The organism is Vibrio sp. 10N.286.52.C3 (genome assembly GCF_041468865.1).
GTDB lineage: Bacteria > Pseudomonadota > Gammaproteobacteria > Enterobacterales > Vibrionaceae > Vibrio > Vibrio crassostreae_C.
This window is the reverse complement of sequence record NZ_JBFRJM010000004.1, coordinates 82,333-100,919: the sequence shown is the minus strand read 5'-3', so window position 1 is coordinate 100,919 and position 18,587 is coordinate 82,333. Positions and strand designations below refer to the sequence as shown.

Annotated in this window: 12 protein-coding genes and 2 pseudogenes; 10 read left to right on the top strand and 4 right to left on the bottom strand. The window is 44.7% G+C overall.

Annotation, left to right across the window (positions count from 1 at the left end):
* The first annotated feature begins 40 nt into the window (after nucleotides 1-40).
* The 6 genes and pseudogenes from AB4138_RS02105 (at nucleotide 41) to AB4138_RS02080 (ending at nucleotide 6,396) form a co-directional block, all read left to right on the top strand.
* The gene (locus AB4138_RS02105; protein WP_017065982.1) at nucleotides 41-532 is read left to right on the top strand and encodes a VOC family protein; all 492 of its coding nucleotides are present in this window, start codon (nucleotides 41-43) and stop codon (nucleotides 530-532) included.
* Nucleotides 533-810: 278 nt separating this feature from the next.
* Nucleotides 811-2,187, top strand: a complete 1,377-nt coding sequence (locus AB4138_RS02100) for a uracil-xanthine permease family protein (RefSeq protein ID WP_372304847.1) — start codon at nucleotides 811-813, stop codon at nucleotides 2,185-2,187.
* 246 nt (nucleotides 2,188-2,433) lie between these two features.
* Nucleotides 2,434-2,925 (top strand): VOC family protein, encoded by a 492-nt coding sequence (locus tag AB4138_RS02095; RefSeq protein ID WP_372304844.1) that lies wholly within the window; start codon nucleotides 2,434-2,436, stop codon nucleotides 2,923-2,925.
* A gap of 308 nt (nucleotides 2,926-3,233) precedes the next feature.
* Complete coding sequence (locus tag AB4138_RS02090; RefSeq protein ID WP_372089981.1) at nucleotides 3,234-3,686, top strand: septal ring lytic transglycosylase RlpA family protein; 453 nt, start codon at nucleotides 3,234-3,236, stop codon at nucleotides 3,684-3,686.
* Nucleotides 3,687-4,131: 445 nt separating this feature from the next.
* A pseudogene (locus AB4138_RS02085) lies at nucleotides 4,132-5,144 on the top strand (manganese-dependent inorganic pyrophosphatase).
* Between the two features lie 244 nt (nucleotides 5,145-5,388).
* Nucleotides 5,389-6,396, top strand: coding sequence for a DUF2806 domain-containing protein (locus AB4138_RS02080; protein ID WP_372304841.1), 1,008 nt, complete (start codon nucleotides 5,389-5,391; stop codon nucleotides 6,394-6,396).
* 655 nt (nucleotides 6,397-7,051) lie between these two features.
* Here the strand turns inward: AB4138_RS02080 and AB4138_RS02075 are convergent.
* Together AB4138_RS02075 and AB4138_RS02070 are read right to left on the bottom strand one after the other, a co-directional pair.
* The gene (locus tag AB4138_RS02075) at nucleotides 7,052-8,302 is read right to left on the bottom strand and encodes a lipase family alpha/beta hydrolase (protein ID WP_372304838.1); all 1,251 of its coding nucleotides are present in this window, start codon (nucleotides 8,300-8,302) and stop codon (nucleotides 7,052-7,054) included.
* 157 nt (nucleotides 8,303-8,459) lie between these two features.
* Nucleotides 8,460-9,696, bottom strand: a pseudogene (locus AB4138_RS02070) (amidohydrolase family protein).
* Between the two features lie 267 nt (nucleotides 9,697-9,963).
* Between AB4138_RS02070 and AB4138_RS02065 the strand changes: the two are divergent.
* The gene (locus AB4138_RS02065; RefSeq protein WP_017068109.1) at nucleotides 9,964-10,452 is read left to right on the top strand and encodes a hypothetical protein; all 489 of its coding nucleotides are present in this window, start codon (nucleotides 9,964-9,966) and stop codon (nucleotides 10,450-10,452) included.
* Between the two features lie 99 nt (nucleotides 10,453-10,551).
* On the opposite strand, the gene AB4138_RS02060 is transcribed toward AB4138_RS02065, so the two are convergent.
* Complete coding sequence (locus tag AB4138_RS02060) at nucleotides 10,552-12,300, bottom strand: amidohydrolase (protein ID WP_372304835.1); 1,749 nt, start codon at nucleotides 12,298-12,300, stop codon at nucleotides 10,552-10,554.
* 320 nt (nucleotides 12,301-12,620) lie between these two features.
* Between AB4138_RS02060 and AB4138_RS02055 the strand changes: the two genes are divergently transcribed.
* Nucleotides 12,621-13,139, top strand: coding sequence for a lipocalin family protein (locus AB4138_RS02055; RefSeq protein WP_017060193.1), 519 nt, complete (start codon nucleotides 12,621-12,623; stop codon nucleotides 13,137-13,139).
* 94 nt (nucleotides 13,140-13,233) lie between these two features.
* On the opposite strand, the gene AB4138_RS02050 is transcribed toward AB4138_RS02055, so the two are convergent.
* The gene (locus AB4138_RS02050; protein WP_102393158.1) at nucleotides 13,234-13,848 is read right to left on the bottom strand and encodes a TetR/AcrR family transcriptional regulator; all 615 of its coding nucleotides are present in this window, start codon (nucleotides 13,846-13,848) and stop codon (nucleotides 13,234-13,236) included.
* A 236-nt stretch (nucleotides 13,849-14,084) separates the two neighbouring features.
* On the opposite strand from AB4138_RS02050, the gene AB4138_RS02045 reads away from it, so the two are divergent.
* Nucleotides 14,085-15,206, top strand: a complete 1,122-nt coding sequence (locus AB4138_RS02045) for an efflux RND transporter periplasmic adaptor subunit (RefSeq protein WP_372110962.1) — start codon at nucleotides 14,085-14,087, stop codon at nucleotides 15,204-15,206.
* Nucleotides 15,207-15,214: 8 nt separating this feature from the next.
* The gene (locus tag AB4138_RS02040; protein ID WP_372110964.1) at nucleotides 15,215-18,313 is read left to right on the top strand and encodes an efflux RND transporter permease subunit; all 3,099 of its coding nucleotides are present in this window, start codon (nucleotides 15,215-15,217) and stop codon (nucleotides 18,311-18,313) included.
* The last annotated feature ends 274 nt before the right edge of the window (nucleotides 18,314-18,587 follow it).

Here is an 18,587-nt window from a genome sequence, read left to right as displayed (position 1 = left end):
TTCGAAACGCACAGAATTAAAAACGAATTTGGAGCAAGTTATGAAAATGAATCACGTAGGCATCATGGTTGGCGACATGGACAAAGCAGTCGAGTTTTACACTAAGGCTCTGGGTCTAAGAATCGTAATGAACAACACTAAGGTTTTGGAAGAGCGCGAATCAGCAATCGGCCGTATGTGTATCGCAGTATTTGGCGAAGGCTTCAAAGGCTTCAACATTGCACACCTAGTCACATCTGATGGCATCGGTGTTGAGCTGTTCGAAATGAAAGATCGTCAAGAGCGTCACGAAGTAGACTTCTCTCGTCTAGGCATCTTCCACTTCTGTCTGCAACTTCCAAAAGAGCAGTTTCATTCAGCTATTAAGCGCGTTGAAGAGTTTGGCGGTAAGGTTCGTATGGACATCATGCGTTACCACCCAGAAGACGAACTAAAACAAGCGCAAATGGTTTATCTAGAAGACCCGTTTGGCAACCTATTCGAATTTTACTCGCACACATACGAAGACACCTACGCGACTGATTACGAGTAATAGCGTTACTGCCTTCCATAGGTAGAAAAACCGAAACACCCCCTAAAGAGGATTGGTAGCGATACCAATCCTTTTTTGTGTCTGTAGGGCTAAATTTGGGAACATCGGATAAACTATCGGTTGCACTAAAACAAGCCGACATTGTTGCTCTATAGTGCACGTTGGACTGATTGAAAACTTAACTGATTGATAAGTATGATGTTAAACCATTGGCATATATGTTGCTCTATTGCCTTTATGTAAATTGTATACAATAAAAAATACATAAAGGAAGTCACATGGAACAGAACAGTGAATTGATCTACGGATTAGACGATCGACCATCAGTTAAAGCAGCCAGTTACGCGGCGCTGCAGCATGTATTAGCCAGCTTTGTTGGCATTATCACACCAACGCTCATTATTGGCGGTGTTTTAGGGTTGGGTGAACACATCCCTTATTTGATCAGCATGGCACTGATGGTGTCTGGGGTCGGCACTTTTATACAAGCTAGGAAAATAGGGCCAGTTGGCGCAGGGATGATCTGTGTCCAAGGGACCAGCTTTGCGTTCTTAGGTTCTGTGTTAGGTGCGGGTTTTCTTGTTAAATCAAATGGAGGTGGGCCGGATGAAATGCTCGCCACCATTTTTGGTGTCTGCTTCTTTGGTGCATTTGTCGAAATCGTCCTATCGCGCTTTATCGAAAAACTCAAAGTAGTGATCACGCCCGTTGTTACTGGCATCGTTATCACGACGATTGGCATCTCTTTGATTAAAGTTGGCGTCACAGATATTGCTGGTGGCGTTGGCGCAGAAGATTTTGGCTCTGGAAGCAATCTGATGTTGGGTGCCATCGTCCTCGGAACCATAGTCGTGCTTAACCTGAGTAACAATAATATGGTTAGGCTGTCGTCGATTTTAGTTGGGTTGGTAGTTGGCTGGGGCGTTGCCATTTTGATGGGTAAAGCGTCTATGGTTTCTTTTGCTTCTCAACCGCTATTGAGTATTCCTGTCCCATTTAAATATGGCTTCGCTTTTGATTGGCAAGCCTTCCTGCCTATCGCTTTTATTTACTTGATTACCGTTATTGAAACGACGGGCGACCTTACCGCCAACAGTATGTTCTCAGGGCAGCCAGTTAAGGGGCCAAAATACATCAATCGACTCAAGGCTGGCGTGCTAGGTGACGGTGTGAACTCGCTCATCGCAGCGGTATTCAATACTTTTCCGAACACGACTTTCAGCCAGAACAACGGTGTGATCCATTTTACGGGGATCGCGAGTCGCTACATCGGCTACTTCATTGCCGCGATTCTTTTTCTGTTAGGGTTATTTCCCATCTTAGGTGCGGTTTTAATGACGATTCCAAAGCCAGTATTGGGCGGGGCGACATTAGTGATGTTCGGTACGGTTGCTGCGGCGGGCATCAAAATCATCGCCAATGAAAAACTGGATCGCCGCAGAATTATGACGATTGCCATCTCACTAGGCTTAGGGCTTGGGGTGATGCTAGTGCCGGATTTATTGAAAGAAGCGCCCAAGCTAGTGCAAAGCATATTTGGCTCACCTGTAACCATGTCTGGTATTGCCGCGCTTGTGACTACCGGGTTGATGTCTTTGGTGCCTGAAACAAAAGCCAAGCAGATTTCGAACGTCGTACAGACCAGTAAAGCGTAACGGGCTTCTTCGTGCTGAACTAAGGATGTTTAACTAGAGCCACATGACATATGTGGCTCTCAACTTTAACTTATTGTGTGACGTGTTGGCATCTTACTTAACTTGGTAAATAACATAAAATTATCATTAATATAAATTATGATAATTTAAGTTAATCGTCGTATCTCCATATACTCTCTCCATCGAAACGAAACACCGAAGCGAGTCTTCGAAAAATACAGAATTAAAGAGAATTTGGAGAAAGTTATGAAAATGAATCACGTAGGCATCATGGTTGGCGACATGGACAAAGCAGTCGAGTTTTACACAAAAGCGCTAGGTCTAAGAATCGTAATGAACAACACTAAAGTGATGGAAGAGCGCGAATCAGCAATCGGCCGCATGTGTATTGCAGTATTTGGTGAAGGCTTTAAAGGTTTCAACATTGCTCACCTAGTAACATCTGATGGTATCGGTGTTGAGATGTTCGAAATGGTTGACCGTGAAGAGCGTCACGAAGTTGATTTCTCTCGCTTAGGTATCTTCCACTTCTGTCTGCAACTTCCAAAAGAGCAGTTTCATTCAGCGATTAAGCGTGTTGAAGAGTTTGGCGGTAAGGTTCGTATGGACATCATGCCTTACCACCCAGAAGACGAACTAAAACAAGCACAAATGGTTTACCTAGAAGACCCGTTTGGCAACCTGTTCGAATTCTACTCGCACACATACGAAGACACGTACGCGACTGACTACGAGTAATCGCGTTACTACCTTCCATAAGGTAGATAAACCGAAACACCCCCTAAAGAGGATTGGTAGAGATACCAATCCTTTTTTTGTATTTGGATGTTTGGCTGGGTGACTTACCTGCATCAAGTGATTAAGAAAGATACAGATTTAAGGTGTTGTTAAATTTGACGTTTCTAAGATAAAACCTTTCATGGATATGACGGAAGAAAGCGTACTTCATGAAAACATTGTGCATTCATACCGGATGGTAGCCTTTGCTGAGCAGCGACTATACTCAGCATTGTATGGCGAACCAAAACACAACGAAAACAGAGAAAATGCACAGATTAGCGCACCCAAGTTACATGAAAAAACTACATATCATCTTTACCGCTCTTATTCTTATGATATTAGCCGGATGCACCTCAACGTCGGCGGTCGGCAGTTCTAAAACAAAGGAATATGCCAAGTCACATGCTTTGACTGGTAAAGCTTCTTGGTATGGCGATAAGTTTCATGGAAAGCTCACAGCAAGTGGTGAAACGTATAATATGAATGCGAATACTGCGGCTCATAAAACTTTGCCATTCGGGACTATCGTGAGAGTGACCAATACAGACAATAACAAGTCTGTTGATGTGAAAATTAACGACCGGGGCCCTTACGTAAAAGGCCGAGTTATTGACCTCTCGCACAAAGCATTTGCAAAAATAGGCAATGTTAAGCAAGGCACTGTGCCTGTTGAAATCGAGATTATTGATGACAGCAATACCTTTAGGTACAAGCACTAGAATCCCCTCCTAGCCTCCCCTTGGTTTACATCTCCGATCCCTTACCAGCAATGGAAAGGGGAGGAACTGACCATCGATCTTTATGAATGTACAGTAGTATATTTATGCTTACTTGATTAGGCTGCTTTGCAGCCTTTTTTGAACCTTCCTATCGTTAATTTTAAATTAGATTATTTAATTCTTAGAATTTGAATTGGATCTTTTATGTATCAATAATTCAGTGGCTTAAATGTCAGTTCACCAAGCTTCATTAAAATTCATTGTGAAATAATGAAAAGGTGAGCTAATCCGAAAATGATTGATGATTTTGCTAGAAAAGGTAGGGGTAGGCGAATTACATTTCGTTACTTATTGAAGTAAATCTGAAACATCGCTGACACGGTTCTGAAATTTTTGAGGGCTAGCGTATGGAGTTCTAAAACGAACCCCACATAAGGAAATACCCGTGAAGCTAACACCTGTCGTTGCCGCCGTAATCATGTCTTTCAGTTCAGCAAGTTTTGCTTTTAGCTTGCAACAAGCTGCCAATGAAAATAGTGAAGACCTCGTAGGACCGGGCATCTTAGCCCAGACAGCGACACAGTCATGTCTGCAATGCTCGCGGCTCATATTTATGGTGGTACGGCGACAGTGCCTGAACCTATCAATCCTGAATCGACGTTTATTTTGAACTACTGTAATGCAGAATCACCACGCGTAGAGACAGATTACTCTTCATATCGAGTGGGGCTGGTGGATTTCAACCAAGTGACTCAACTAGCGCCAACCATCGATCAATCATCCATTGTTGCTGTGGTTGATCATCACGCGATTGGTGGCTCTCCAATTAACACCCCACAGATTGTCGAGATGGATATCCGAGGTTGGGGTTCAGCTGCAACTATACTGGCTGACAACGCTGAAAAGCTCGAAGTGACCTTACCTAAACACCTCGCTTGTGTCGGCTTGGGTGCGATTCTTTCTGACACTGTGGTATTCCAATCTGCAACCACGACTGAGCACGATCGTGAATACGCAGAGAAGTTGGCGAAGGTCGCAGGCATTTCAGACATAGAAGACTTCGGTCAACAGATGTTGATTGCTAAATCAGATCTTAGCCACCTTTCTTCTGAAACCATTCTGACGCTGGATTACAAAAACTTTAAGTACGGCGGCAAACATGTGGGCATCGGTGTCGCTGAAACGCTAACCGCTCAACAACTGATTGACCGTAAAGACGAGCTTTTGGCAGCGATGAAGTCTTATAAAGAAGAGAACGGCTTAGACCATTTGTTCTTCTCAATCACAGACACGAAGAACAAAGAAGCGAATCTACTGTGGGTGGATGAAAGTGACTATCAAGTCATCAAATCGGCGTTCAATGCTGAACCAACAAGCGACATGCTGACTTTGGAAGGCGTAACCTCACGTAAGCGTCAGATTGACCCTGCAGTTCAAAAGGCAATTGAGAGCTTGTAAGTATTAGAGAACTTTGGAAGGGATTGGTAGAGATACCAATCCCTTTTTGTTTTGGGTGTGACATTAGCGAGTAGTACTTTCTACATTAGTATTTAAAAGATCATACCAGGTATCTTAAGGCCTCTATGTTAGTGACCAGGTTCATTCTATCACTACAGGATATCATTTATGTGAATAGTCATATTTACTGTAATGATTATGTTGGGTAAGATTTGGTTTCTCCAACATAATCAAAGGTATAGGTATGTTTCCAACTAAGCTAATTGAGAAGTTCTGGGCTAGTGTGGACAAAGGGACTAGCGGTGCACTCAAGCCAATGCAGACAAGAAGAACAGGCAAAGCACTTATTGATGCTAAGCGTGATGAAATGCTGATGATTGCTCAAACTGAGAATGATGTTGCAGATATCAAATCTGGTAAGAAGAAATACACTGAAGATCGGAAGCTCATCACAGTCGAATCTGCTTGTGGGGTACCTCTGATCGAGTGTAAAGAAGATAAGGTTGAACCATATATTAACTTCGAATTACTTGAGAAACAAAAAGTCACTCGAAAGTATGCTCAGGATATCCAAGAAGAAATCCACCTAACTAAAGCCATTTTAATGGCAGAGCATGATCTTTTGAACAGTGAGTATGAATCGAATGAAGAACCCATTGACCAAGATTGGTTCACTCGTTGGAGAGATAGTGCTGAAAAGGTATCAAATGAAGACCTTCAAAGCTTGTGGGCAAAGGCTTTAGCTGGCGAGGTTGCTACTCCAGGCTCTTATTCATTACGAACGTTGGAGTTCCTGAAAAATCTATCTCAAGCAGAAGCTAGGGAAATATCTAAACTAGCTCCCTTTGTAATAAATAAAAAAGTATTCAAGTTGCCAGACTTAGAAAACAAAGGTTTAGAGTTTGATTACCTACTAGAGATGGAAGACCTAGGCATACTCAGTGGTGTTGAAGTCGGCGGTCTGTCATGGTCGCTAGGGACATATGCAAAAGAAAGTTATGTACAAAATATGCAGTATGGTGGAAAAATCCTCTTGATTGAGAAGGATGAACCAATAGATCTTCAGTTAAGTGTCTACAAGGTGACTAAGCTAGGTTGTGAAATACTGAAATTGGGTATTTTTCCGTTCGACTATGATTATTTTGAGCAAGTTGGACTACAAGTCAAAAAACAGCAATATAAGGTGCGCTTAGCTAATATGTTAGGGACATATAACAATCAAATACATTTCGATAATGAACATGAACTTTAGAGTGTAAATGGAGGAACTACGTGCGCCCCATAACAGGCTGTAGGATTAGTCAAAAAGACTGTTTCGAAATTTGCGATGAGCTGTTATCCATATAAAGGCGAACGCTAACATTATTCTGATTTACCTACTGGTAAGTAGGCTCCAGAAATTCTTGGTGCGACACCTTATCTGCAAAACTAAATCCTCTCCTAGCCTCCCCTTAATCAGCATCTTCGATCCATTGTGGTTCGTGGAAAGGGGAGGAACAGAATACCGATCGTGATATGTGCAGCTGTACGTTCAGCGCTAAAGAAGGTTCTCCCCCTCGGTCGCAGATCTAAAGGGGTTGATGAACTTAACATGAGGGGGAGTTAGAGGGGGAGGGTATTTGAAATCAGACCGAGCGCACGCGATATCAACGCTCTCAACTCAGACACGAGTTTCGCTTCATCCAAAAAAATGGAACGCCTGAGCGTTCCATTTTTCGTATCTGATTTACCTTAAACTTGCTCGCTTGGGTGTCCCCACATTCGCTCACTTGCGTAAGGGTCAGAGATGCTTGAAGTAGATTCACCCACGTCCTCTAATGCGCCAGGGGGCAGTGCTTTAGCGAGCCTGCACTCTAAAGGTGAGCGGCGCCCATGGCTCAAAAACTGATTATGCGGCTAAAGGTAGATCAATTTTCTTGTTCTGCTCTTAACCAAAAATTGGACAGGTCTTCAAACAGATCATCATTATCTAAAATACTCAGATGGTTTTCGTTGTAACCACGAATTTGGTCCGCATTCAATTGGGCCGGTCGTGATAACTGGCTTGATAAATTGATCACACCATCGTTGCTGTTGGTATTAAATAGGTCGCCCGAGTTATAACCAAAGGCTAAAAAGTGGGGAATGTGAATCTTACTGCTGTCAATTAATAAGTCAGCGATAAATTTCCCGTCTGGATTTAAATCAACCCATGCCGGCATTACTACGGGAGAGTACTCGACCCCTTGTTTAGCAGACTCGACACCACCAAACGGCGAAGATATGGTGGCTACGCTGCTTACAAAATCGCATAGCTGCCCAATACGGCACTGGCGAAGACTGTTGGTGGCGACAAGCCCGCCCATACTATGTGCCACAACATGTAATTGTTGGATTTTGTATTCCGTTAACACCGTGTGCATGAGGTTATTCAGGCCTTTGGAGTTCAAAGCCAGAGACAAGCCTGAAGGATAGTTAAAGACCCAGATCTGATATTTAGATTGGTCGACTTTTTCAATCAGTGGGGCAAAATCTAACGCAGTGGCGTTGATGCCATGCACAAACAAGATCGGGATTTTGTTTGGGTCGAACTCTGACAGAAAGTAGAGCCCAGCGTTATCTTCGAGCAAAAAGGTCAGCGGCTGCCACATGCCGAGTTTGCCATTTTTTCTGTCAAAAGGTGGAGCTTCCAAGCTCACGACTGTGCCTATGTCGATCAAATCCAATTCGATTTTCAACAGTGAAGATAGTGAACGATCAACAAACGCTCTTGGGGCTTCACTCTCATTAACCGTTAGTGAGACTTCTATTGTTGATCTGTCTTGGTGATCATGTAGGTTGATTACACTGAAAGCTTCATCGGCTTGTAGGGTAAGGTCTTGATTCTTATCTTCAAAGATAAGTAGGTAGTGGATGTTATTCGATACATGTAAGTGAATACTGTCACTGTCTATGATGCCATCGTAGCCATCAACCTCGCCTTTGTTAATGTCTTTGATTTGTTCAATCACCACGGCAGAACCGGAGGCATGTTGATTCAAGGTAACCATGTATTGATTGGTTATGGAGTCGATGGCTTGTATCTCATTAGATAGATTTCTAAAGTTACCGCACCCTGACAGCAGTGAACTGAGTAATAGCACTGTGCTGATTAAGCGTGCAGTAAGTAATAGCTTCATTCTAATTTCATCCTTATCCCACCCCGATTTATCCATAAATCAATAACCTGAGTTTAATAGTAGCAATAAAACAGCGCTTAATAAAAAGGCAAGCAAACGACTATAAAGTTCGCTTGCTTGCCTGAGAGGTTTCATTACTTAGTGAGTATATTGAACACTAAAGCGTGTTTTTGTACACCTTGCCGTCTTTCATGATCAGTTTTTGTGTCTCTGTGTTTGCCACACAAGCAACACTGTCCAGTGGGTTGCCATCGATGATCAATAGGTCGGCATACGCGCCTTCAACCACTTGACCAAGTTTGCCTTCTTGGTACGGGTGTTGATAAGTCGACATCTCGAACAAACGTCCACAGTTTGATGTCGCCATGCGAAGCGCGGTGATGGTATCGAATACTTGCTCAATCGCACCAAGTTCATTCAATTGTGTCGTATGAACGTTGGTTTCACCCACACAGTCGGTACCAAAGGCGATGTTTTGGATATCGTATTTCTTAATCAGTTCTGCCGACTTGAACATGGCTTTACCTACGCGTTCTGTTTTGCGGTATGTCTCTTCGTTTGGTAGTGGGATCTTACGCTCTGCAATCAATGAAGAGGTAAAGTAAGAAGGAATCACCCAAATGCCTTTCTCTTTAATTATCTCGGCAATGTCGTCGTCCATGATGGTGGCGTGTTCGAAAGACATCACGCCCGCTTCAGCGGCTCGGCGCAGCGACATAAGTGCCGTAATCTGAAGCGGCATCAACCGCAGCTTTCATCTCTTCAGATGTGAACTGCAATGTGTCTAGCGGATCAAACGTTGAAGATGCGCCACCACCCGCCATGATCTTGATTTGGGATGCGCCCATAAATAGCTGTTCGCGAACCGCTTTTAAGACTTCTGAACGACCATCTGCCACTTTCATTGCGCCAAGCTTCCTCATAGGTGAGTCTTCATGGCCGTTTGCTAAACGCTCTTGTGCTTGGTTTTGACGGTAATCGGAGTGACCACAGGTTTGTGAGATAGCTGCCATTGAAGGCAGAATACGTGGGCCAGTGGCATAGCCGTTGTCGATGCTGTTTTTAAGGCCAAGCGTGTTACCTGCTACATCACGAATGGTGGTAAAGCCACGCATTAACATCTCTTCAGAAATCTTTGCTGAGCGAATCGCCACTTCTTCACGCGTCATGGTATCAATGACATTGAATGGTGCAGATAAAGTGATATGAACGTGCGCATCAATCAGGCCTGACATGACCGTGCCACCTTGAGCATCAATCGTTTCATCGGCAATCGTTGGGTCAATCTCTCCAATCTGAGTGATCAAGTTATCTTCGATGAGGATCGATACGTTCTCGATTAAGTTGCTCTCAACACCGTTAAATACGTTCGCGTTAGTGATTAGCTTTTTCATAGTCTGCACCTTTTGGAAATGAGTGTGTGTCGCTGATGGAGTCATCTTATGGGGCGCAGCATTTAATGAATGGCCATTTGGTGACAGTGATGAATTGGGCGTGTTTTTGCTATTGCTATAAGAGAGGCAAAGGGGATTTTTGTCGAATCATTAATTTGAGGAATGAATGTTGGCGATGTCATGAAATGGTAAGTTTTGCTTCGATTCGAACGCTAAGATGTATTTCAAATCAAGGCGACTTATCAAATTAGATTAGAGAGAGACAGAATGACTAAATCAGACAAAGTTTACGGGTTCAACACACCACAACGTCTATTCGTAGGTTACACGTTAGCCGTGCTGGTGGACTTAGTAGTGCTTAACTTCTTCGATGAGTACTGGGACTTCGTCAACATTGAGTCTTTCACTATATCTTTGATTGCGGCGTTGTTGTTGCAGCTATTATTGAAGCTCTCTATTGGTTTAGAGCACAAGATTGCTGAACACTTCAAAAGCAAGCCGGGCACTGCACCTAAGGTGTACCGAGCAATCACCACTTACATTATCTTGGTGGGCTCAAAATTCGTGATGCTAGAAGCGATTAACCTTCTGTTCGGAGATAAGGTGAGTTTTACAGGACCTTGGGGCGGCGTGGTTGCTTTCTTCGCTGTGGTATTTACGATTCTGGTTGCTGAAGTGATTGTATCGAAGATCTACTTTGCTCTGGATGACAAACAAGATTCACATGTGAAAGCGCTTAAAGAGACCAACGCGTAACAGAACTAAAATACAGATGTGAATAACAGACGAGCCAGTTGAATAAGCTGGCTCGTTTTCGTTTGAGTTGCGATAACCAATTCGATACGCTAATTGGCTTTATTTTTCGTAAACCACATCCCCGCGTAACACCGTCATCAACACCTGAGTCTTAGCGATTTGTCTTGCTGACACTGTGGTGATGTCGCGTTCGAGAATGGCGAAGTCAGCGGATTTCCCCACCTCAATAGAACCTGTTACGTCTTCAATTCCAAGACTTTTGGCGGCATTGAGTGTGTAAGCATCAATCGCGGTATAAATATCAGTTAGGCCGGTTTTGCCCATGATTAAGCTGTTCGCGATGCCGACCAAAGGGTTGATGTCGTGTACATTCCAATCACTACTTAAGGTGATATTCGCGTCGGTCTTGAGTATCGCGTCGAGGTTCATCATGGCTTTGGCACGGCGAGCACCAAGAAAAGCTTCAGCCCATTGGTGTTGATGCCTTGCAACGTAATCAGAGCCAACTTGGAAATCTGCAGTTACATCTAACTGGCGAAAGCGTGGCACATCTTCATCATTGATTAATTCGACATGGGTTAGGGTGTAGGGTTTGGTTGAACCTTGTTTGCGAATACTTTCTATCGCATCAAGAGATTCACGAACCGCTCCATCACCAATCGCATGAATGTGGGCGCTAAAGCCGATTTTCTCGAGCGCAGTTAACCATTCTTTCATTTGTTCTGGCGGAATATAGTTCAAGCCATTAGGAGACTGGGGTAGATAAGTATCTAAGTAGGGCGCGAGTGTTTTGGCGGTGCCATTGATAAAGATGCCATCACTGTACATTTTCACCTGATCGACAAGTAACAGATGGCTTTTATCGTCGGAATGCATTTTCTCAAAGACTTCTAATTGAGAAGACATCACCATCGATGGGTACACCCAAGGGCGTAGCGATACTCGCGCCGTTAAGTCTTGATTTTGCTCGGCCTCTAGCCAAACGTCATACCAACCTCGTTTCCAATACATGCGACCGTCGCCAATGGTGGTGATGCCGTGGGTTGCCGCTTCCTCAAGCCCGAACATTAAGCCTTGGTAGTTTTGCTCAAACAGTTCACTTTGGCTATTCCAAGCCATCTCCATCACTTGATCGCCAGCATTGTCTAGCAAGATGCCATTGAGCTTGCTGCTGTCTTGGTCTTTTAAATAAACACCGCCTTGTGGGTCTGGAGATTGTTGGCTGATTCGAGCGATTTTTAGTGCTTTTGAGTTGACCCACATCGAGTGTGAAGTCTGCTCCATAAGCACCACGGGGCGATTAGGGAAGACACTGTCGATGATCTCTAGTGGCGTGTAGTCAGAGTCGCTATCGAGCGTCGCTTCCAAAGAAAAACCATAGCCTATAAGCCAACCTCTGCCATCGGTATCAGCATTGATCTTACACGCTTCTAAGTAGGGGATTTGCTCTTCTAACGTTGCTTCAGAGTCGAGTTCACAATTGCCACCCAGCTCTGAGGCGGCTTCAAACACATGGTTATGGTTATCAATAAATCCCGGAAGGACAAAGGCATTGTCTAAATCAATGACATCAGTGCTTTGCCCTTGAAAAGTTTGCGCCTGTGATTGGTTACCAATGAAGATGATCTTGCCTTTGTGGGTAACGATCGAGTCCGACTCACGATGCCCGTATATATCAGCATTGATAAAGATCTGGTCAGCACTTTGGTTATGAACAGATGTTTGCGCTTGAACTGGTGTTTGTGTTTGAACAATAGTGTTGGCTTGTGCAAGCACCGGCGCTACGGCCGATAAGCTTGTGAGTAATGCTATCCATGCAGTACGTGGCAGAGTGAGCTTGTTATTCATTATTATGTCTTCCATGTTCCACGGTTTAGTAAGTATAGAAAGCGAGTGGCGAGAATCATATCGTGAATTTTTAATAATAAAGTGTCCTTGGTTGCTCTCTTGTTTGAATGTAATTCCAGTGCCTTTTGAGGTGGTTGTGGGAATACAGCTCGTCAATAAAGGATTGCGAATCCATTCGCAGACTAAACAATTCACATAAGGTTCTGAATAAATTACAGTTAAGTGAGCTATAAAAATGGATTTAACGTATTACCAAGGATGTAAGTTTATGTTTTCAAGAGACTTACTCGCATTACTAATAAAAACAAGTCGAGGTTAGGATGAAAAAAATATTATTGCTGCTTAGCGTGATCTTATTGGGTGGTTGTGTTGGCATGCCCGAAACGGTAAAGCCTGTTCAACAGTTTGAGTTGGAACGATACCTAGGGAAATGGTACGAAGTGGCTCGTTTGGATCACTCGTTTGAGCGTGGCTTAGACAACATCAGCGCTGAATACAGCCTTCGTGATGATGGCGGCGTGAAGGTGATTAACCGTGGTTATTCGGCGGAAGAAGGTGAGTGGAACGAAGCGGAAGGAAAAGCGTACTTCGTTGAGGGCTCTGAACAAGGCTATTTGAAAGTGTCTTTCTTTGGCCCTTTCTACGGCGCTTATGTCGTGTTTGAATTAGACAAAGAGGGCTACCAATACGCGTTTGTTTCTGGGCCCGACACTGATTACTTATGGCTACTCGCAAGAACGCCTGAAGTCGCACCAGAAGTGATGGAGAAGTTTAAAGCCATGTCGAAAGAGCGTGGCTTCAATACCGATGAGCTGATCGTTGTGGAACATACCCAATAAACCGATCGCTGTTATTGCTGAGAGTGACTGATGATTGATAAGGCACAGAGGATGAATTTCTCTGTGCCTTTTTTATTCAAAGATAGAGCTACAATTAACGAGGCTGGTTGCCGTTCAAGAATAGCGCGACACATTCGCGAGTGTAGTGAAGCCTTTCTTCTTCGGATTCTCCGCTATCGTGACCGAAGAATGACCAATACGCCGATTTGCCGTGAAACATCAGCAACAGTTGGCGTGCTGCAATGACTGGTGAGCTTGATGTCGACAGTGTGAGATCACCAGAGTCTATTTTCGACTGCAAATAATCAGCAAGTAATTTGGTGGTTTTCTGAGGCCCAGTTTCTAAATAGATAGAGGCGATCTCTGGGTGCGTGTTGGATTGGCTCACAGCATTTTGAAAGGTCTGTCTGGACTGCTCATCAAGTAACAAATCTTGAAACTTCACACCAAACTTCACCAATTCGTCTTCCAAAGTGGCATTCATATCAAAAGCAGAAGGGCTGAGTTCGCGCTCGGCACACTTAGTTTGCATGCAGGTTTCGAAAAGCTCGTCTTTGTTTTTAAAGTGAGAGTAGACCGTTTGCTTGGAAACGTTCGCTGCTTTGGCTATTTGATCCATATTGATCTTGAAGCCATGTTCAGAGAAAAGTTGGCTGGCTGCGGTTAAGATCTGCGATCTCTTCTGTTCACTCTTGATGATTTTTGTCACGTGCTTGCTTCTCGTTACTTAGTGTTGTCTCGTTACCTAGTTTGTCTCTTTGCTTGGTGCCTGTTGGTGCTCAGTTCTATGTGTCTCGTTTTACGCTAAGCATTATGCTTTTTGTGATGGTTTTATCAATCATTAACGATGAAACTTATTTCTAACACAATCAAACTAGACAGTCTAGTTTGATTTGGTTAGTCTAAAAAAAGAACATAATTGAGTACCGCATAGGAACAGGAAGTATGTATAAATTGATGAAGGGAAGCGCAGTAGCAGTGGCGTTGTCGACTCTTCTTGTCGGGTGTGGTGAAAATACACAAGCCGAGACAGCATCCGATGCAGATAATGCTGCAGTGGAATCGAGTAGTGCAGCGTCGACAGTCTTAACAGTAGAAACTGTCGCTTTGGAACGCTCTCCATCGTATGCGGTACAGCGTGAATATGTCGGTGTGGTAAAGGCCGGGCAGCAGGCGAATTTGGGTTTTGAATTGGCGGGTAAGGTCAATGAGATTCTGGTGGATGTCGGTGACACAGTCACAACGGGTCAGCCATTGATCCGATTGGATACTCAACTTTTGGAAACCGAGTCTAGCCAACTGAAAGCGCAGGCTGAAGAAGTCAAAGCTCAATTGAGTTTGGTGGCAGCGAACCTTAAACGTCAACGTTCATTGAAAGCGAAAGGCTTCAGTGCCGAAGCGGAGATTGATTCTCTCACCAGTGAGCAACGCGTATTGCAGGCGAACTTGTTGCGCATCGATGCATCGGTAAAAGGCAACGAACTGAAATTGGTGAAGTCGACAGTGCTTGCGCCTTATTCTGGAACCATCGCGACGCGCTTTGTTTCGCTCGGAGATGTGGTGAATGTGGGTAATCCAACTCTTACACTGCTCGCTTCTGAGGGCAAAGAGGCCTTCATCGGTATTCCTGCTCACCAAATGCAAAAAGTCACCTCACTTTCTTCGCCTAACATCCGAGTTGGGAGAACAGATTATGCCGTGGAGCTATTGAATCCCGGCGCAATGGTCGACACCCAATCTCGCAGTGTCGGTTTGCGTTACCTATTCCCTGAACAATCATCGGTATTGGAAGGGCAACTTGCCTACCTTAAATTTGATGAGCAGATTGATGACTCAGGTTACTGGGTGCCATTAACGGGTTTGATTGATGGATTGCGCGGTGTGTGGAACATCTTTGTGATTGGTGAAGACAATAAGGTTGAACGTAGAAGTGTTCAGGTGTTGTTTGCCAACAATCAACAAGCGTATGTGAGTGGGGCGATTGAAGACGGTGAACAGGTCATCGCCAGTGGTTTACATCGCTTAGTTCCGGGCCAAATCGTGAAACCAGTCAGTGCGGCTGAGTAGGTAATAGTATGAAAATAATAGAGACTATTTCCAACACTCGACTGCTTATCTTGATGACCGCGCTGCTGATGGTCAGTGGTATTTCGGCGTTCATGACGTTGCCACGTGCAGAAGACCCAGTAATCATCAACCGTTACGCGAACATCACAACCAGCTTCCCCGGCGCCAGTGCCGAGCGTGTTGAAACCTTGGTTACTGAGGTAATCGAGAACAAGCTGCGTGAGCTGAGTGAAGTTAAATTGGTGAGTTCAACCTCTAGGCCGAGCGTATCGATTGTCACGCTAGAATTGAATGACACCATCACCGAGCCAGAACCCGTCTGGTCCCAAGCTCGCGACAAGTTATCTGATATCGAATCCATTTTGCCTGCGGGTGCTCAATCGCCTGATCTCGATAGCGACCATACCTATGCTTTCACGACCATCGCATCTCTAACTTGGTCTGGTGCAGGCGAGCCTGATAGGTTAACGCTGGGCCGTTATGCCAAAGAGCTCGCCAAGCGACTAAGAACTTTGTCGGGTACTGAATTCGTTGATGAATACGGGATGCCGCAAGAAGAGATTCAAATCAGTTTACGTACGGCCGATGCCGCTGCTCTAGGGCGTTCAAGCGCCAATATCGCTGAATCGCTCGAAGGGGCAGACGCCAAGAACTCGGCGGGTGAACTGGTCAGTGCTTATTCTCGCTTTGGCTTAGAAATTAAATCTGAACTGGATTCCATTGAACGCATTAAGCAAGTGCCAATAGCCACTGATAGCAAAGGTCACATCATCCGTATGGAAGACATTGCTTCGGTGAAACGTGGTGAGAAAACCCCACAAGACCAGATTGCTATTGTAGATGGTGAGCCGGGTGTGATTGTCGCGGCAAGAATGCACCCTGATCTGCGAGTTGATAACTGGACGTCGCGAGCTAATGCTCTGATTGGTAAATTTGAGCAAGAGTTACCAAGTAACGTTAAGGTGACCGTGCTCTTTAATCAGCAAGGTTATACCGAGACTCGCTTAGACGATTTAGGCAAAAGCTTGATGATCGGTTTCGGTCTGATTTTGATTGTGCTGTTTGTCACTTTAGGCGTGCGTGCCGCGATCTTAGTCGCCATTTCTCTGCCGTTAACCTCATTATTGACCTTGTCGATCATGAAAATGACCGGTGTACCGATTAACCAAATGTCGGTGACAGGCCTAATTGTGGCGCTCGGGATCATGGTGGATAACGCGGTGGTGATGGTCGATACCATTCAAGCTTATCGCTTGAAAGGGCAACAGCGCGCTGAAGCGACCATGAATGCATTGAAGCATTTATGGGTGCCGTTATTAGGCTCAACCTTAACTACCGTGTTGGCGTTTGCTCCGATTATCTTGATGCCGGGTGCATCGGGTGAATTTGTCGGTGGTATTGCGATTACCGTTTCTTTCTCATTGATCGGCTCTTACATCATCTCGCACACCTTAATCGCAGGCTTAGCGACCAAGTTATTACCGAAACAACTCAGCGACGTTGATAAGAAAGGGCGGCACCATTGGTACATGACGGGTTTGAGAATCCCGGCTTTGACGCGTTGGTTTTCGTCTTCTGTTCGCTTTGGCGTCACGCATCCAACCATCACGATTGCTTTGGTGTTATTGGTACCGTTTACCGGTTACTGGAGTATGTCTCAGCTGACTGAGCAATTCTTCCCGCCATCAGACCGAGACATGTTTGAGATTCAGGTTTACATGCCGCCGCAAGCGAGCATTTACGCCACCAAAAACACCTCTGAAAAAATCGACGATATCATTCATCGTTACCCTGAAGTGGAACGCATTGATTGGCTAGTGGGCGCAAACTTCCCATCCTTCTATTACAACCTGCAAGCAAGGCAAAATAACGCGCCGTACTTCTCGCAAGCCATGGTGAAAACAGAGAACTTTGACCAAGCCAATGCGCTAATTCCACAGTTGCAAAAGGTGTTGGATGAAGAGGTGCCGGAAGCACAAATTTTGGTACGTAAGCTTAACCAAGGGCCTCCATTTACCGCGCCCGTTGAACTGCGAGTGTATGGTGAAAACCTCGATACGTTGAAAGCGATTGGTGAGGATGTGCGATTGATTTTGGCGGGTGTTCCTCATGTGACGCACACAAGGGAAACGCTGCAACCGGGTACACCTAAGGTGTGGTTGAAGGTCGATGAAGACACCGCAAAGCTGAACGGTATTTCATTGAACCAGTTCGCAGGTATGCTGCAAACTACGCTGACAGGTCGTGAAAGTGGCTCTGTGATTGAAGGCAGTGAGTCGGTACCAATCCGTGTTCGTGTCGCGGATGAAGCGCGTGAAAACCTAGCGCATTTAAGCAATATTCGTTTGCCAATTAGCTCTGAGGTGTACTCAACGGGAATTAATGTTTCGACTCTGGCAGAACTGGAATTGACGACCAGCCGCGGCGCGATTACTCGTCGTAACGGGCAACGAGTGAACACCATTGAAGGTTACATTGAAGCGGGTGTTTTACCTCAAACCGTCCTTAATGAATTCCAGAAACGCTTAGCAAGCTATCAGATGCCATCGGGTTATACGATTGGTTTTGGTGGTGAATCAGCGGAGCGAGACAATTCAGTCAACAGCCTCATCTCGAATGTCGCAGTCGTGGTGGTATTGATGGTGCTGGTGGTGGTGATGTCATTCAACTCGTTCCGAATGAGCAGCATCATCTTCATGGTAGCAGGGTTGGCTGGTGGACTAGGGCTGTTGTCGGTATGGTTCTTCGGTTATCCGTTCGGCTTTACGGTGATTATCGCGATGCTTGGGATTGCGGGCTTAGCGATTAACGCGGCCATTGTGATTTTGACCGAATTGAAACTCGATAAAGAGGCTTCCTCCGGGAATGTAGATGCAGTCGTTGAAGCTGTGATGTCGTGTACTCGCCATATCAGCTCAACCACGATAACGACTGTTGGCGGCTTTATGCCACTGATCATTGCTGGTGGTGGCTTCTGGCCTCCATTTGCGGTCGCGATTGTGGGCGGAACGGTATTAACCACGCTTATTTCTTTCTACTTTGTGCCTGTGGTTTATTATTTAATGACTAAAAACCAGCGTAAGAAAGTCGTCATAGCATCAGCATAATCCCTTTCTTAAGGACGATTACTCCTCTCCTTTGAGGGGAGTAATACCCACTTAAAACAGATAAAAATACTCATCAAATCGGCTTTTCAGGTCGATCTTTGACACTATTTTTCGGCACCTCACTGACATTATTGCGAATGAAAAGTAGTGTGTTATTCGAATATCTAATGGGTTTCTGATTGGAGCAATATCTTTTCTAAATACCATTAAAATCCTATGTGAATTCATAAATTTGATGTTCATCACGCTTTGTTTAATTCACGCTTTCTAATGT

Coding starts and splice junctions, on each gene's coding strand:
- AB4138_RS02105 (WP_017065982.1), top strand. CDS start 41: ATGAAAATGAATCACGTAGGCATCATGGTTGGCGACATGGACAAAGCA.
- AB4138_RS02100 (WP_372304847.1), top strand. CDS start 811: ATGGAACAGAACAGTGAATTGATCTACGGATTAGACGATCGACCATCA.
- AB4138_RS02095 (WP_372304844.1), top strand. CDS start 2,434: ATGAAAATGAATCACGTAGGCATCATGGTTGGCGACATGGACAAAGCA.
- AB4138_RS02090 (WP_372089981.1), top strand. CDS start 3,234: ATGCACAGATTAGCGCACCCAAGTTACATGAAAAAACTACATATCATC.
- AB4138_RS02080 (WP_372304841.1), top strand. CDS start 5,389: ATGTTTCCAACTAAGCTAATTGAGAAGTTCTGGGCTAGTGTGGACAAA.
- AB4138_RS02075 (WP_372304838.1), bottom strand. CDS start 8,302: ATGAAGCTATTACTTACTGCACGCTTAATCAGCACAGTGCTATTACTC.
- AB4138_RS02065 (WP_017068109.1), top strand. CDS start 9,964: ATGACTAAATCAGACAAAGTTTACGGGTTCAACACACCACAACGTCTA.
- AB4138_RS02060 (WP_372304835.1), bottom strand. CDS start 12,300: ATGAATAACAAGCTCACTCTGCCACGTACTGCATGGATAGCATTACTC.
- AB4138_RS02055 (WP_017060193.1), top strand. CDS start 12,621: ATGAAAAAAATATTATTGCTGCTTAGCGTGATCTTATTGGGTGGTTGT.
- AB4138_RS02045 (WP_372110962.1), top strand. CDS start 14,085: ATGTATAAATTGATGAAGGGAAGCGCAGTAGCAGTGGCGTTGTCGACT.
- AB4138_RS02040 (WP_372110964.1), top strand. CDS start 15,215: ATGAAAATAATAGAGACTATTTCCAACACTCGACTGCTTATCTTGATG.